Genomic DNA, 15,103 nt, shown 5'->3' on the forward strand with positions numbered 1-15,103 from the left:
TGGCCGCCCTTCGATGACAAAGGCGGCCAGCAGTATGTTGAAACCGGCTATTTGAACGTCTTTGCACCCTCCGGTACTTCGCGCATGGCCGCAGCCGTGCTCTCCGCCGCCTTGCGCATAGCCTCGTCATCGTTTCCAGCGTAGATGTCGAGCGTGGTCTTGGCGGAAGCGTGGCCAAGAAGGCCCTGCACACTCTTCACGTCTGCGCCGTTGGCGATTGCGGCGGTCGCGTACGTGTGGCGAAGGTCGTGGAAGGTGGGCACCTTGCCCTGCGTGCCCTTTAGGTCGAGGGACTTGGCGATGGCCTTCCAGGACTGCCAGAGGAAGTGCGGGTCCATGTAGGCGTAGGCGACGCCGTCACCGATGCCGCCGACCACGTACATGTCCTCGGAGAACTTGATGCCCGCCACCGTGCACTCGGCGTTCACGGTTTCCTTACGGGTGGTGAGCAGATCCGAGAGCGATTGGTCGATGGGGATGTTGCGCATCGAGCGTGCCGTCTTGGGTTCCTTTACATATGTACGGGAGCCGTCCCGCGCGATGGTGCGCCGGATGTGCAGGGTCTTCGTCTTGAAGTTGACGTCGGCCCAGCGGAGCCCGCACACCTCGCCCTCGCGCATGCCAGTATAGAGGGCGAGCGAAATGGCGACGTTCACGGGTGAGCACCCCGTCGCATCGAGATAGGACACCAAACGAGCCCGCTGCATGGTGTCCAGCGAGTTCGGTTCCTTCTTGGGGAGCTTCGGACGCTTGACCGCCGAGAGGGGATCGTAGGGAAGGCGATGAACCTCGACCGCATGGCGAACGGCAACGTGAAGCACGTTGAATGCCTTGCGCACCGTTGCTGCGGATTTGCCGCTCGAGAGCATGTTGCCGATCCATCGTTCGGCGTCCTCAGCCGTCAGCTCGTCGATGGAGACGTTGCCGATGGGGTCTGACTTTATGTGGGCGAGCATGAACCTGTAGCCGGTGGTGGTCGACTTCGCGGCCGACTCCGTCTTCTCAAGCGTCTCGATGTGATGCTCGACGTACTCGGCGACGGTCGACGCGAGGACCCTCACGTCGCCGCGCGTCTCGTGCCAGGCACGCTCTTCCTGCTCCCGCCATTCGGCCAGGGCGGCAGTGGCCTCGCGCTTGAGCTCGGCGTCGGGGAAGGTCTTGTACTTGGACTTCCACTTGTTGTCCTCGTCCTTGTACTTGAGGATGCCCTGCCAGCCCTTGCCCTTGCGTTTGCGGATGCTTGCACTCGTGTAATGCGTGAACTTCATGATTCGATACCTCCACTCTGGGACACCAAATCAGGACACCAAACGGACACCAAAAGTTGTTGTCCCCATTCTACCACCGTGGCTTATTGGATTCTAGATTGTCCTAAATGTGCAGGTAAACATGGCTAGTATGTGCTATTATGTCCTTGTTGATTCTGCCTGTCTTGCAAGTTAGATAACTGACACGGAAGAGGTCACAAGTTCAAATCTTGTAACGCCCACCAAATTCTCGCAGCTCAGAGCATGTCGGCTCTGAGCTGTTTTCATGTCTGCCCCGAGCGCTCGCCGCGGCAGGGACTCAGGGATCGGGGGCTTGCTGGACAACAGACGCGCCGGGGGAGCGGTCGGATGCTTCTGCGGGGGGCGACAGGCAGGCGGCATGGCTGCGCGTTGTCGAATCGGGGGTCGTGGCAATTCCCGGTCCCGTGGCGTTGTCCCGTTGGGGGTTGTGGCAGTCGTGGCTTGGCCTCAACTGGGCGTTCTTCTCGCCCTGTTGCGGAATCTGGGGTCGTGGCAGGGCGAATTCTGCCACGACCCCAGATTCCGCAGCGCCGCGGGGGTCCGGATTGCCACGACCCCAGATTCCGCAACGCCGGCCGGCGGCGGCATGGCCGCGCGCACGCGCTACTCCAGCTTGCTGGCGAACTCCAGGTAGCTCATCTTCGCGAGGTCGTCGTAGACGCTCGGGAGCGCGTCGGTCTCGTCGAGCGGGGTCCACGTGCCGCTCGCGTCGCACGCGCCGAGCAGGCTCAGGGCGGGCATCTCCTCCCAGGAGACGAGCTGGGCCTTCTGATAGTCCGTGAGGGGCGCGCCGATCTTCTCGGCGAGAAGGGCCCCCAGGTAGCAGACGCTCGTCGCCTCCTCGTCAAGCCCTCCCGCTCCGGCGATGTCGTAGTTGGCCCAGACGAAGTACGTCGTCTCGTGGACCCTGAGGTTGTGGGCCAGCTCGTCGGACTCGTTAGGGTACGCCGCGTCGTTCACGATGGAGGAGAGCGCCGGCTGGTGGTCGCCGAAGAACAGCACGACCACGGGGCGGTCGAGCTCCTCCAGCGCGGAGAGAAGCCCCTCGAGCGCCCGCTCGGACTCGGCGATGCAGCCCAGGTACTCGGAGAGGCGCCCGTTGTCGTAGTCGCTCACGCCGTCGACGTGGTACTGCTCCACGTCTCCGATGTTGTTCTGGTCGTAGCTCGAGTGGTTCTGCATGGTCACGTCGAAGATGAACTGCGGGCCCGCGTCCTCGTCGAGCAGGCGCAGGATGCGGTCGTAGGTCTCGGCGTCGGACACGCCACTGTGGTACCACTCCGCGCCGGGGAAGTCGTCGATGGTCAGGAACTCGTCGAAGCCGAGGGCCTCGTAGACGCGGTCGCGGTTCCAGTTGGTGGCGTAGTTGGGGTGCATCGCCGTGGTGCGGTAGCCGAGCCCGGAGAACTGCCTGGCGAGGCTCGGCGCCTCGGAGAGGTCGTAGAGCGAGTACGGGTACTTGCCGTCTCCCACGTAGGCGAGCGGGATGCCCGTGAGGAACTCGAACTCTGAGTTGCAGGTCCCGCCGCCCAGGACGGAGACGGAGAGGTCTCCCGAGAGGACGCGTCCCGGAAGCTGGCCCAGGTAGTCGAGCCCCTCGTAGCCCCAGCTGGCCCCGTCCAGGCACGAGAGGTCGGCGAAGGTCTCGTTCATGATGCAGATGACGGTCGGGCGGCTCTCGTCGAACTGCGCCGCGGCGGCCGAGCGCCCGCCCTCGGTGCCCCGCGTCTCGTCGTACTCCGCGGCGTAGGACGCCTCGAGGGCCTCGGCGGCCGAGGCGGAGTATCCCTCGGGCTCCTCGACGGGCAGGTCCTGGGCCACGGCGACGAAGGACGTGAGGAAGCCCTGCCTGCGGTAGTAGGTGAGCGTGTACCAGTACTCCATGCCCACGCCAAGGTCGTCGAAGTAGCTCGGGACCGTGGCGCCCGCCCAGAGCGCGACGAAGGCGAGGCACGCCGCGGCGAGGTTGGCGGCGGCTGAGCGGGCGCGCCCGGCGCGCCCCTCGGCCGGGACGGGGAGCACGAGCGCGCAGAGCGCGAGCGAGACGAGCAGGCACGAGAGGCCGAGAAGGACCCTGCCGTCGACAGCATAGACGTAGTTGCCGCTCACGGCGGCGGCGGTCCCCAGCACGAAGAGGTCGTTGGGGAGGATCGCCGAGGCCTTGAAGCCCGCGACGAAGAACTGCGTGAGGCCGATGAACGCGCACGTTCCCACGCCGAGCGCGATGCCCGACCCCCGCCTCTGGAAGAGGAAGTACAGGAACGTGAGCGCGCCCAGGACGAGCAGCGCCTCGATGAGCGCGAACCTCGGCTCCACGGCGATCCCGCCCTCGGCGTACGGGAGCTCCATGGCAAGAAACCCGAGCGCCACGCCGGCCGCTATCGCCAGGACGGCGAGAAGGGCGCGCGGCGCCCGGCGGGGGAGGCCGGCCGCGGCGGCGCGCACGTCGAGCGCGGCGAGGAGCGGGTCTCGCAGGAGCGCGGTCGCCCCGGCGACGAGCGCCGCCGCGCAGAGGGCGAGAAGCTCCGGCGCGCCGCCCAGGTAGAGGCCGCTCCCGCACCAGACGATCGCGGCGATGAGGGTGAGCGCGGGCACGGCGAGCCAGCAGAAGGCGCTCGGGCGGGGGAGGCCGCCTCTCGCGAGGGAGCGACGGACGAAGAGCACCGACCCGGCCGTGAGGGCGCAGAGGGCGACGAGCGGGATGAGAGCGAGGGACATCCTGACCCTTTCATGACGCGACGCTTACACGGCCATCATGATACGGCATGCGCCTGTGCGTCCTGTGATGCCCCCGGGCTCTGCTACCATGCTCCCATGGAGACGAACGGGCTCACATACCGCGACTACGCCGCCTTCGCGCGGCAGACGGCCGACGAGATCGCGCGCGACTGCGAGGTCCAGGTCTTCCATGCCTCGGGCCCGGGCGGGCAGGGCGTCAACACCGCCGACTCCGCCGTGCGGATGCGCCACCGGCCCACCGGGATCGTCGTGGTGTCCCGCGAGGAGCGCAGCCAGCTTCAGAACCGCCGCCGCTGCGTCGAGAAGATCATCGAGGTCTGCCGCCGGCGCTCCCGCCCGCCGCGCCCGCGCAAGAAGACGCGCGTCTCCGCCGCGCAGAAGCGGCGCCGCCTGGAGGCAAAGCGCGCCCGCGGGCAGGTGAAGCAGCTGCGCCGCCGCGTGGAGGGGGAGTAGCCGGCCGCGTCTCGCCCCCCCCGCTTGCGCCGGGTGCCGGAGCCCCGCCCCTATCTCGCGTCGCGCACGTAGATGCCCACCATGAGCTGGTGCCAGGGGCTGCGCGTGGGGTCGGCCTTGAGGACGCGGCACTCGAGCACGTCCGCGTGGCCGTAATAGGCGAGCGTGGAGACGAGGCCGCTCTCGTCGGCGGGGACGTAGCCCAGCTTGGTGCCCCTCCAGCTGATGGCCACGGCCTCGGGGTCGTGCGGGTTGTCGCGCTCCGGCGCGAGGTCGAGCCCCATCCCGGAGGAGAGCTCGCCTATGACGCTTGCCCCGTCCCAATACTGGAACCCTGCGACGTAGAACGTTGAGACATGACGTGACGGCTCGTACATGGTGGCCTCCCAGCCTCTCTTCTCCTGCCGGCGGCGCCCCCGCCGGCTGCTGGGACCAGAGTAGGGGAGGGACCGGACAATAATGGGACCGGGGCGGTCGCGGCTATCGGGCGCGCCGGAGCCAGCGGCGGACGTCCGCGCCGGCCGACACGAGCAGCACGGCGGCCGCGACGGCCATGACGGCGGAGAGCGCCCAGAGGTCGAGGGCCGCGTCGAAGGGGGCGAGCTGCACGGGGAGGAGCGCCCGCCCGCCGCGCTCGGGGTCCAGCCCGAGCATCGTGAGCACGCAGGTGCCGACGGCGGCAAAGACCGCGAAGACCGAGCAGAACCCGAGGGCGGCGCGGCTCATGGCGTCGGCCCTCCGGCCCGCCTCGTCGCGCGACGCCTCGTGGGAGGCGTCCGAGACCCTGCGGACGTCTGCCCGCATGACGAGGTAGGCCGCGCAGGCGACGAGCGCGATGGCCAGGTAGACGAGGGCAAAGACGCCGACGCACGGGTTTGCCGCGCCGAGCGCGCACGCGCCGCAGAGGAGGGCGAACGCCGCCCAGAACGACCTTGACTGCTCCATGGGACCCACGACCTCCCGTCCTTCTCGCCCGCGCCCCAGAGTATCTCACTTCCGGGGGCGGCGACGCGCCGGGCTCCGGCGGACGTTGCGAAATCGGGCCTCGTGGCAGGGCGCGCCGCCCGGCCGTTGCCGGAAATGGGGTCATGGCAGGATCGGCCCTGCCATGACCCCGGATTGCGCAACGGTGCCGAGAAGAGCCGCAGGTGGCGAGAAGTGCGGGCTGCCACAACCCCAATCGGCGCAACGCGGGCCGGGCCGCGGCTGCCACAGGCCCCGATTCCGCAGCGCCGGGGGCGTCGCCCGCAGCGCCCGGGCGACCGAGTGTCACGCTTTCGCGCAGCGGGCCGGTCGCGGCCCGCTCCGTCGCGGCCAGAGGGTATACTGTTTGGGACGCAACCGTTCGACAAGGGGGTCATCAATGGCCGAAAGCGAGCTTCACGTCTCTGGCATCGGCATCTCCAAGGATGTCGTCTCCACCATCGTCTCCATCGCCGCCCGCCGCGTCGAGGGCGTCGCCTCCGTGGGGGGCAACGACATCGCCTCGAGCCTCATCTCCGTCTTCACCAGCCGGAGCGTGGCTCCCGAGAAGGCCGTCGAGTCGACGGTCGAGGGCGACGAGCTGCACCTCACCGTGCACCTCGCCGTGTTCTACGGCTACCCCTTCACCAAGCTCGCCGCCGACGTCCGCCAGGCGGTCGCCGACGCGGTGACCGAGCAGATCGGCGTCGGCGTCTCCGCCGTCGACGTGTGCATTGACAGCCTCGTCTTCCCCAAGGAGTAACTTGAGCACTCACTTCGGCGGGCGCACCCTCGCCCGCAGCCAGGCCCTCCAGCTGCTGTTCCAGGCGGAGGCCAACTCTCGCGCGGTCCTCTCGGTCCTCGACGGCGACTACGCCCTCTCCGAGGGCCCGCTCGACGACTACGCCCGTCGGCTCGCCCTCGGCGCCGACGAGGCGCGCCCCGAGATCGACGCCGTCATCTCGACCCGCTCCGCGAGCTGGTCGATCAGCCGCATGAACGGCGTGGACAGGAACCTCCTGCGCCTCGCGATCTACGAGATGCTCTACGTCGACGAGGTCGACGTGGCCATCACGATCGACGAGTGCGTCGAGCTCGCCAAGGCGTACGGGACCGACGAGTCCTCGCGCTTCGTGAACGGCCTCCTCGGCCGCGTGGCCGACGACCTCGAGGCCGGCGTGGACGTCGTCGCGGCAGCCCGCGCCGAGATGGAGCGCCGCGAGGAGGAGGCCCGCGCCGCGCAGGCCGCAGCCGCCGAGGACGAGCCCGCAGCCGCCGCCCCCGAACCCTCGGACGAGGCTGACGCCCCCGCGGGGGACGCGTAATGGCCCGCGTGGACGTCTCCCGCTACCAGACGTTCGGCGACATCACCGAGCGCCTGGACGACATCGTCGCGCAGGTGCGCGACAAGGACGTCTCCCTCGAGCACTCGCTCGACCTCTTCGACGAGGCCATCGCGCTCGGCTCCAAGGCCGTGAGCCTCGTCGACGCCACCGACTTCTCCCCCGAGGAGGAGGCGCGCCTCGTCGAGGAGCACCGCTCCGCGCAGGGCGGCGCCGATGGCGCCGAGACGGGCGAGGCCGAGAAGGACGGCGACCCCGAGGCCACCGCCCCCGACGGGGAGTAGCGTGCCGCGCCGTCGCCTCGACGAGGAGCTCGTCGAGCAGGGGTTCTTCTCAACGACCGACGAGGCCCTGCGCGCCGTGATGGCGGGCGAGGTCTCCACGAGCGACCGGCGCATGACGTCGGCCGGCGAGCGCGTGCGCCCCGGCATCCCCCTGCACGTGCGCGGCAGGTCGCGCTACGTGAGCCGCGGCGGCCTCAAGCTCGAGCGCGGCCTCGAGGCCTTCCGCGTCGACCCCGCGGGCCTCGCCTGCCTGGACGTGGGATGCTCGACGGGCGGCTTCACGGACTGCCTGCTCAAGCGCGGCGCCGCGTCGGTCATCGCCGTCGACGTGGGGTACGCGCAGTTCTCGTGGGACCTCCGCCAGGACCCCCGGGTCCGCCTGCTCGAGCGGACCAACATCGTGGACGTGCCCGCCATCGTGGGCGCGGCGGCGGTCGACCTTGCCGTCTGCGACGTCTCGTTCACCTCGGTCCTCGCCGTGCTGCCGGCCGTGCTCGAGCTCCTGCGCCCGGGCGCGACCTTCCTCACGCTGGTGAAGCCCCAGTTCGAGGCCCCGCGCGACGACGTGGGTGAGGGCGGCGTCGTGCGCGACGAGGCCGTCCGGCTCGCGGCGCTCGAGCGGGTGCGCGCGGCGTTCGAGGAGGCGGGCCTCGCGGTGCGCGGCTCGTGCGAGAGCCCCATCACTGGCCACAAGGGCAACGTGGAGTACCTCCTCTGCGGCTCGCTCGCCTAGGGGCGCGCCGCCGGGCGGGCTCCGGGTGATGCTACACTCTGAGTCGTCGACCAAGAAGGAGGAGACAGGCGCGTGAAGGTCCTCATCGTTCCCAACTTCTCTCGCGCGGACGCCCTCGAGGGCGCCCGCTCGCTCGAGGGGTGGCTGCTCGACCAGGGCGTGGACGTGCTCTGGGCGCACGACAAGAAGCTCTTCCCGGGGGTCGACGACTCGGCCGAGGGCTGCGACCTCGTGGTCTCCCTCGGCGGCGACGGCACCCTCCTGCGCGCCGCGCGGATCGTCGGGTACGAGGGCATCCCCATCGTGGGCATCTCCTACGGCCACCTCGGCTTCCTCACGGCCGCGGGCCCGGAGGACCTCGTGGCGACGGTCGAGGACGCGCTCGCGGGCGAGCTCCACGTCTCGCGCCGGGCGACGCTCGACGTCGAGTGCGAGTTCGAGCGCGCGGACGGGAGCACCTACGTGCGCCACGGCTTTGCCCTGAACGACCTCGCCGTCGCGCGCGGCGGCGCCGGCAACATGATCGAGTTCGACGTCTCCGTCTCCGGAAAGCACATCGACCGGCTGCGCGGGGACGGCTTCGTGGTCTCCACGGCCACGGGCTCCACCGGCTACGCGCTCGCCTCCGGCGGGCCCATCGTGACGCCCGAGTTCACCGGCATGGTGTGCGTGCCTATCGCGCCGCACACCATCATGGCGCGGGCCTTCCTCACGTCGCCCTCGGACGTGGTCGAGATAGAGATGAGCCCCGAGCGGCCGTCCATGCGCCACTTCTTCGTCGACGGCCAGCCCATCGCGCGCGAGAAGCACAGCCGCGGCGTGCGCGCCACGGTGCGGCGCGGCCGGGGCGACGTCATCCTGCTCGACCGCAGCACGCAGAGCTTCTACGACTCGGTCTCGCGTGTGTTCTACGGGCAGGTGGGGAAGTGAGGCCCCGCTGGGGCGGCCCGGCGCGCGGCGAGAAGGGCGGGCAGGCGGCAAGATGATCGACGAGCTCCACGTTCGCAACGTCGCGCTCATCCGCGACGCCTCCATAGAGCCGGCGGCCGGGCTCACGGTCCTCACCGGCGAGACGGGCGCGGGCAAGACCGCGCTGCTCTCGTCGATCAAGCTCCTCGTGGGCGAGCGCGCGGACGCGGGCATGGTCCGCGAGGGCGCGCCCGCGCTCGAGGTCGAGGGCAGGCTCTTCCTCCCGGGAGACGACGAGGACGGCACCGTGGTGCGCCGGCGCGTGGGCGCGGACGGCCGCGGCCGCGTGGACGTGGACGGGCACATGGCGAGCGTGCGCGAGCTCGCCCAGCGCGTGGGCGCGACGGTTGACCTCTGCGGCCAGCACGAGCACCAGCGCCTGCTCTCCGTGCAGACGCACGTCGACATGCTCGACTCGTGGGCGGGCGGCCCGGCGGCCGACGCCCTCGGTGCCTATCGCGATGCGCTCGCCGCCGCCGAGGCCGCCGCCTCCGAGCTCGAGCGCGTCCGCGAGATGGGCCGCGCCACGGGCGAGCGGCTTGACGAGGCGGCCTTCGTGCTGCGCCGCATCGACGAGGTGGACCCGCGGGAGGGCGAGCTCGAGGAGCTCGAGGCCCAGCTTCCGCGCGCGGAGCACGGCGAGGCCCTCATGTCGGCCGCCTCCGGGGCGCGCGAGCTCCTCTCCGGCGACGGTGGGGCCTGCGACGCGCTCGGGGACGCCGTGAGCGCGCTTGTGGACGCCGCGCGCTTCGACCCGGCGCTCGGCTCGTGGGCGAAGGCCCTCGAGAGCTCCCTCATCGACATCGAGGACGTCGCCTCCGAGCTGCGCGACTACGCCGACGGGGTGGACTTCGACCCCGAGGAGCTGGAGCGGCTGCAGGAGCGGCTCGCCCGCCTCGAGGGGCTTCGCCGCGCGTACGGCCCGAGCATGGCCGACGTGCTGCGCCGCCGCGACGAGGCGCGCGAGGTCGTCGAGGCGGCGAGCGACGGCGGCGAGCTCGAGCGCCGCGCCGCCGAGGAGCTCCGCCGCAGGGAGGCCGCGCTCGCCAAGGCCGCCGACGCCCTCGACGCCGTGCGCGCCGAGGCCGCCCCGCGCCTGGCGCGGGCCGTCTCCGAGCAGATGGCGTTTCTCGAGATGGGGTCAGCCGAGCTCGTGGTGTCCCAGGAGCGCCTGCCGCGCGCCGAGTGGACGCACGCCGGGGCCTCCCGCGTGGAGTTCCTCTACCGGCCGGGCGCGGGCCTCACGGCGCGGCCGCTGCGCAAGATCGCCTCGGGCGGCGAGGTCAGCCGCGTGATGCTCGCCTGCAAGGTGGTCCTCGGCGAGGCCGACGACTGCGAGACGCTCGTCTTCGACGAGGTGGACGCCGGCGTGGGCGGCGCCACGGCCGTGGCGCTCGCGAGCGTGCTCGCCCGCCTCGCGGCCACCCACCAGGTCATCGTGGTCACCCACCTCGCCCAGGTCGCCGTCGCGGCCGAGCGGCACTACCTCGTGCGGAAGTCCGAGGGCGAGTCGGGCGTGCCCGAGACCTCGCTCGTCGAGATCTCCGGCGAGGACCGCGTGGCCGAGGTGGCCCGCATGCTCTCCGGGGACACGGGCGAGGCCAGCCGCGACCTCGCGCGGGAGATGCTGGCGCGTCGCGCCTCGTAGTCGCCATCGCCGGCGCCTCTCGCCTTGCGCCCAAGGGCGCGCTATGTTTCGTCTTTGTGCCCGCTTGGGCCTCGGGGGGCGCACAGCCGGGCCGCGCGTCGCGCGTTGTGCGAGAATGGCCCGAAGCGACGAAAGGAGCACCCATGGCCGAGAGGAACGCCCGGCGCGACGCCCGCGGGGGCGGACGCGCCGCGGAGGCGAGGCGTCACACGAGCGAGATGGCCCGGCGCTTTGCGTCGGAGATCGAGCGCGCCGTCGCCGACACGCGCGCCTACGACGGCGCCCCGAGGGCGTCCGTCGAGGGGCGGGTGCCCGTCGTCACCGTGGTGGAGGAGGACTCCGTCGCCGCCGTCCTCGCGCGCGGGCGCGGCCTGGCGTCCGCCTGCGACCTTGCCGTCCTGGACTTCGCCTCGTTCACCTATCCCGGCGGCGGCTACGACCGGGGGACCATGGCACAGGAGGAGTCCCTCTGCGCCGAGAGCTTCCTCTACAACGTGCTCACCGAGAAGCGCGCCTGGTACGCCGAGAACCGCCGCCGCAAGATCAACTGCGAGCTCTATCGCAACCGCGCGCTCGTGGTGCCGCGCGTGCGCTTCGAGCGCGACGGCTTCCACTCGTACGCGGACGTCATCGTGGCGGCGGCCCCCAACGCCCGGCGCGCCCGCGAGGAGTACCACGTGGGGGAGGGGCCCCTTCTCTCCGCCCTGCGCGACCGCGTCCGCCTGGTGATGGCCATCGCGGACGACCTCGGGCACGACAAGCTCGTCCTGGGCGCCTTCGGCTGCGGGGTCTTCGGCTGGGACGCCGCGACGGTGGCGGAGGCCTTCCGCGCCGAGCTCGCCGGCGGGGCGCACGTCGCCTCCGAGGTGACCTTCGCGATCCCGCGCGGCCGCGCCGACGAGAACCTCGAGGTCTTCCAGCACGCGCTGGCCACCTTCCCCGAGGCCAACCCCGAGCCGTACCGCACCCGCGCCGAGCGGGCCGCCGAGGCGGCGCGCGCTCGCGCCGCGGAGCCCGTCGAGGACGAGGGCGAGGACGACTGGAGGCGCTACCTCTAGCCGGACAGCAGCCCCAGCATCTCCTGCGGGGTGAAGACGGGGACGAGCGACGAGCGAAAGACCGACGCGTCCCTCGTGACGATCGCGGCGAGGCGCTCGCGCTCGGCGAGCTGCCTCACGAGGCCGTCCTCGAAGTCCGGCTCGTCGCTTGCGACCGCCGGGGCGAGGTCCGCCCCGCGCAGCTCGATGGGGGAGATGGGCACGCATTCCACAAGGCCCCTGACGAGGGCCCGCGCGTCCTTCTCGCCTCCCAGCGACCGGCGGAGGATGTAGTAGACGTCCTTGTATGACGACGCCGGCGCAACGGGAGCGCCGCCGCGCGACAGAATGGCGCGCACGAGTCCGCGCGCGGTGTCGTGCTCAGAGCGGCGCGCGTCGAGATAGTCGAGCAGTATGTTCATGTCGAGAAGGACGCGCCGTGGCTCAAGGAGGGCATCCCCCTCGGAAGCCTGGGCGCCGACGTGCACGGTCATGCTCCCTCCCTTGCTAGGCATAGTGCTCCTCCAGCGCGCCCTCGAGGAGGTCCCGGGCGCTCGCGCTCGCATAGGCGCCCTCCGCCCGCCGCGAGAGGGTGAGCTCGTCGGCCCACGCCTCGAACTCGAGCATCCGCTCGTCGGGGGAGAGCGTCGGCGCGGCGTCAAGCGTGGGCAGCGTGCCCGTCCGGGCCACGAAGTCCACGACGTCCCTGACGAGCCGGGAGAACGTGGTGCCCCTCTCGGCGATCACCCTCTCGGCAAGCCTCAGCGCAGGCTCGCTTACCCTGACGCTCCTGGTCAGCATCTCGGCCATCTCTCCTCCCTCCGTCCTCAAGAGTATAACACGCGTGTTACCATCACGCCGCCGCCATCGAGTCACACCCCCCACGTTTCTTCCCCGTGTCCCTTTGTTTCGCGCATGCGTCGACTTCGGCGAGCGGTCGTGGCGTCGCCGCGGCATCGCGCTACCATGGAGTCCCGTGGAAACGAAACGGTTCTCTACGGGAGGTCCTCATGGCAAAGCACATATTCGTGACCGGCGGCGTGGTCTCGTCCCTGGGCAAGGGCATCACGGCGGCCTCGCTCGGCCGCCTGCTCAAGTCTCGCGGCTACCGCGTGATGATGCAGAAGGCGGACCCCTACCTCAACGTCGACCCGGGGACGATGAGCCCCTTTCAGCACGGCGAGGTCTTCGTCACCGAGGACGGCTACGAGTCCGACCTCGACCTCGGCCACTACGAGCGCTTCATCGACGAGAACCTCACGCGCAACTCCAACTTCACCACGGGCGCCATCTACCAGGACCTCATCAGCCGCGAGCGCGCCGGCGACTTCCTCGGCGGCACCGTGCAGGTCATCCCGCACGTGACGGACGCCATCAAGGAGCGCTTCCTGCGCGTGGAGGATCAGACGGGCGCCGACGTGGTCATCACCGAGCTCGGCGGCACCATCGGCGACATCGAGAGCCAGGCCTTCGTGGAGGCCATCCGCCAGTTCAGAAACGAGAAGGGCCGCGACGACTGCATCCTCATCCACGTGAGTCTCGTGCCCTACATCGCCGCCGCCCACGAGGTCAAGACCAAGCCCACGCAGCACAGCGTGCGGGAGCTGCGCTCCTTCGGCCTGCAGCCCGACTTCATCGTCTGCCGCTCCGACCACGAGGTGGACGCCTCCATCCGCGCAAAGATCGCGAGCTTCTGCGACGTCCCCGCCGACCACGTCTTCGAGAACTCCGACTGCCCCTCGATCTACGACGTGCCGGCGCACCTCGCGGAGCAGGGCTTCGACCTCAAGGTCTGCGAGAGGCTGGGGCTCGACCCCCGCGAGAGCCACATGGAGGGCTGGTACGCCTTCACGGGCGCCATGCACGCGGCCAACGCCCGCGAGGACGTCACGCGCGTCTGCGTGGTGGGCAAGTACACGCAGCTCCCGGACGCCTACCTCTCCGTGATCGAGGCGCTGCACCACTCCGGCGTGCTCTTCGGCCGCCACGTGGACATCCGCCTCGTGGACGGCGAGGCGCTCGACGCCCAGAACGTCGACGAGGTGCTCGGCGACGCCGACGGCATCCTCGTGCCCGGCGGCTTTGGCCTGCGCGGCATCGAGGGCAAGATCTGCGCCGTCCGGCGTGCCCGCGAGGGGCTCGTGCCCTACCTCGGCGTCTGCCTCGGCCTGCAGGTCGCCGTCTGCGAGTTCGCGCGGGACGTCTGCGGCCTTACGGGCGCGAGCTCGGCCGAGTTCGACCCGCAGACGCCGCACCCCGTGATCGACCTCATGCCCGACCAGGCGCAGATCACCGACAAGGGCGCCACCATGCGACTCGGCGCCTACCCGTGCAAGGTGCTCTCTGGTACGCTTGCGGAGGAGGCGTACGGGGAGCCGCTCGTCTACGAGCGCCACCGCCACCGCTTCGAGGTGAGCAACGCCTATCGCGACCAGCTCGTCGAGGCGGGGCTCGTGGTCTCGGGCCTCTCGCCGGACGGCCGGCTCGTGGAGATGGTGGAGCTTCCCGAGGACGTGCACCCGTGGTTCGTGGCGAGCCAGGCGCACCCCGAGTTCAAGAGCCGCCCGGACCGCCCCGCCCCGCTCTTCAGGGAGTTCGTGCGCGCCGCGATCGCGCACCACGAGGGGTGCGGCCGGCGGGACGTGGCGCCGCTCGCCTAGACGAGAAGGACGGAGGAGCCGTGGACCTCGCGCATGCCCTCGAGGAGTACCTGGGATACCTCGCCGTCGAGCGGGGCAGCTCGGAGAACACCATCGCGTCCTACGGCCGCGACCTCGCCCGCTACGTGGCCTGGCTCGCCGAGCGCGGCGTCACCGACCCCGAGGACGTGACGCGCCAGCTCATCGAGGAGCACGTGGGGGCGCTCGTGGACGTGGGCCTCGCCCCCTCCTCGGTGGAGCGCGCCGTCTCCGCGATCAAGGGGCTCCACCGCTTCATGGTCGCCGACGAGCTCTGCTCCGCCTTCCCCACGGCGGACCTTCCGCTGCCCGCGAAGCCGGCGCGCCTGCCGGACGTGATCTCGGTCGAGGCCGCCGCCCGCCTGCTCGACCAGCCCTTCCCCCAGACGCCCTCCGGCCTGCGCGACCACGCCATCCTCGAGATCCTCTACGGCTGCGGCCTGCGCGCGAGCGAGCTCTGCGGGCTCGACCTGCGCTCCGTCGTCCTGGACGAGGCGCTGCTCCGCGTCCACGGCAAGGGGGAGAAGGAGCGCGTGGTGCCCGTCATGGGGACGGCCGCCGCGGCGCTCTCGGCCTATCTCGAGCGGGGGCGCGGCGGGCTCGTGGGGCGCCGCCCCACGCAGGCGGTCTTCCTCAACGTGCGGGGCGGGCGCCTCTCGAGGCAGTCGGTCCACGCGATCGTGGAGCGCTACGGGCGCGTGGCGGGCATCGAGGGGCTCCACCCCCACACCTTGCGACACAGCTACGCCACGCACCTGCTCGAGGGCGGGGCCGACCTGCGCGCCGTGCAGGAGCTGCTCGGGCACGCCAACATCGCCACGACGCAGCTCTACACCCACGTCGACCGCTCCCACATCAGGCGCGTGTACCTCGCCGCGCACCCCCGCGCGAGGGAGTAGGCCGCCGGGGCCGCGGTCCTTCTCGCCCGCTCATTGCTGCGCAAAAGTCGCGGGGCGAGAAGGACCGC

15 protein-coding genes and 1 pseudogene are annotated in these 15,103 nt (G+C 70.9%); 10 read left to right on the plus strand and 6 right to left on the minus strand.

The window, feature by feature from the left end; translation table 11 throughout:
* Window positions 1–47: 47 nt before the first annotated feature.
* Together ACULPM_RS08810 and ACULPM_RS08815 are read right to left on the minus strand one after the other, a co-directional pair.
* Window positions 48–1,268 (minus strand): tyrosine-type recombinase/integrase, encoded by a 1,221-nt coding sequence (locus tag ACULPM_RS08810; protein ID WP_445331704.1) that lies wholly within the window; start codon window positions 1,266–1,268, stop codon window positions 48–50.
* A gap of 624 nt (window positions 1,269–1,892) precedes the next feature.
* The gene (locus ACULPM_RS08815) at window positions 1,893–4,007 is read right to left on the minus strand and encodes an LTA synthase family protein (RefSeq protein WP_445331703.1); all 2,115 of its coding nucleotides are present in this window, start codon (window positions 4,005–4,007) and stop codon (window positions 1,893–1,895) included.
* A 168-nt stretch (window positions 4,008–4,175) separates the two neighbouring features.
* Between ACULPM_RS08815 and ACULPM_RS08820 the strand changes: the two are divergent.
* Window positions 4,176–4,481 (plus strand): annotated as a pseudogene (locus ACULPM_RS08820) (peptide chain release factor-like protein); the annotation flags it as partial.
* Window positions 4,482–4,531: 50 nt separating this feature from the next.
* Here the strand turns inward: ACULPM_RS08820 and ACULPM_RS08825 are convergent.
* On the minus strand, window positions 4,532–4,858 hold the full coding sequence (locus ACULPM_RS08825) for an HIRAN domain-containing protein (RefSeq protein ID WP_075279910.1): 327 nt from the start codon (window positions 4,856–4,858) through the stop codon (window positions 4,532–4,534).
* A 103-nt stretch (window positions 4,859–4,961) separates the two neighbouring features.
* Window positions 4,962–5,426: a hypothetical protein gene (locus tag ACULPM_RS08830; RefSeq protein ID WP_445331702.1), complete on the minus strand. Its 465-nt coding sequence runs from the start codon at window positions 5,424–5,426 to the stop codon at window positions 4,962–4,964.
* Window positions 5,427–5,844: 418 nt separating this feature from the next.
* Between ACULPM_RS08830 and ACULPM_RS08835 the strand changes: the two genes are divergently transcribed.
* From ACULPM_RS08835 to ACULPM_RS08865, 7 genes are all read left to right on the plus strand, one after another.
* Window positions 5,845–6,207, plus strand: a complete 363-nt coding sequence (locus ACULPM_RS08835; RefSeq protein ID WP_445331701.1) for an Asp23/Gls24 family envelope stress response protein — start codon at window positions 5,845–5,847, stop codon at window positions 6,205–6,207.
* A 1-nt stretch (window position 6,208) separates the two neighbouring features.
* Window positions 6,209–6,769 carry a transcription antitermination factor NusB gene (gene nusB, locus ACULPM_RS08840; protein ID WP_445331700.1) on the plus strand — a complete coding sequence of 187 codons (561 nt, stop codon included), beginning with the start codon at window positions 6,209–6,211 and terminating at the stop codon, window positions 6,767–6,769.
* Entirely contained in the window at window positions 6,769–7,071 is a 303-nt protein-coding gene (locus ACULPM_RS08845; protein ID WP_445331699.1) for an exodeoxyribonuclease VII small subunit, read from the plus strand. Before nusB ends, ACULPM_RS08845 begins: the two co-directional genes overlap by 1 nt.
* 1 nt (window position 7,072) lies before the next feature.
* Complete coding sequence (locus ACULPM_RS08850) at window positions 7,073–7,804, plus strand: TlyA family RNA methyltransferase (protein WP_445331698.1); 732 nt, start codon at window positions 7,073–7,075, stop codon at window positions 7,802–7,804.
* A 72-nt stretch (window positions 7,805–7,876) separates the two neighbouring features.
* Window positions 7,877–8,734 (plus strand): NAD(+)/NADH kinase, encoded by an 858-nt coding sequence (locus ACULPM_RS08855; RefSeq protein ID WP_445331697.1) that lies wholly within the window; start codon window positions 7,877–7,879, stop codon window positions 8,732–8,734.
* A gap of 52 nt (window positions 8,735–8,786) precedes the next feature.
* Complete coding sequence (gene recN, locus ACULPM_RS08860; protein WP_445331696.1) at window positions 8,787–10,421, plus strand: DNA repair protein RecN; 1,635 nt, start codon at window positions 8,787–8,789, stop codon at window positions 10,419–10,421.
* Between the two features lie 143 nt (window positions 10,422–10,564).
* Entirely contained in the window at window positions 10,565–11,479 is a 915-nt protein-coding gene (locus tag ACULPM_RS08865; protein ID WP_445331695.1) for a TIGR02452 family protein, read from the plus strand.
* Here the strand turns inward: ACULPM_RS08865 and ACULPM_RS08870 are convergent.
* Together ACULPM_RS08870 and ACULPM_RS08875 are read right to left on the minus strand one after the other, a co-directional pair.
* Window positions 11,476–11,973: a type II toxin-antitoxin system VapC family toxin gene (locus ACULPM_RS08870; RefSeq protein WP_445331694.1), complete on the minus strand. Its 498-nt coding sequence runs from the start codon at window positions 11,971–11,973 to the stop codon at window positions 11,476–11,478. The genes ACULPM_RS08865 and ACULPM_RS08870 overlap by 4 nt on opposite strands.
* A complete protein-coding gene (locus ACULPM_RS08875; RefSeq protein WP_445331693.1) occupies window positions 11,966–12,268 on the minus strand; it encodes a hypothetical protein in 303 nt (100 codons plus the stop codon). The genes ACULPM_RS08870 and ACULPM_RS08875 overlap by 8 nt, the downstream gene beginning before the upstream one ends.
* A 200-nt stretch (window positions 12,269–12,468) precedes the next feature.
* Between ACULPM_RS08875 and ACULPM_RS08880 the strand changes: the two genes are divergently transcribed.
* Entirely contained in the window at window positions 12,469–14,118 is a 1,650-nt protein-coding gene (locus ACULPM_RS08880; protein WP_445331692.1) for a CTP synthase, read from the plus strand.
* A 20-nt stretch (window positions 14,119–14,138) separates the two neighbouring features.
* On the plus strand, window positions 14,139–15,035 hold the full coding sequence (locus ACULPM_RS08885) for a site-specific tyrosine recombinase (protein ID WP_445331691.1): 897 nt from the start codon (window positions 14,139–14,141) through the stop codon (window positions 15,033–15,035).
* Window positions 15,036–15,103 lie beyond the last annotated feature (68 nt).

The sequence above is a fragment of the Thermophilibacter sp. ZX-H3 genome, assembly GCF_052599055.1.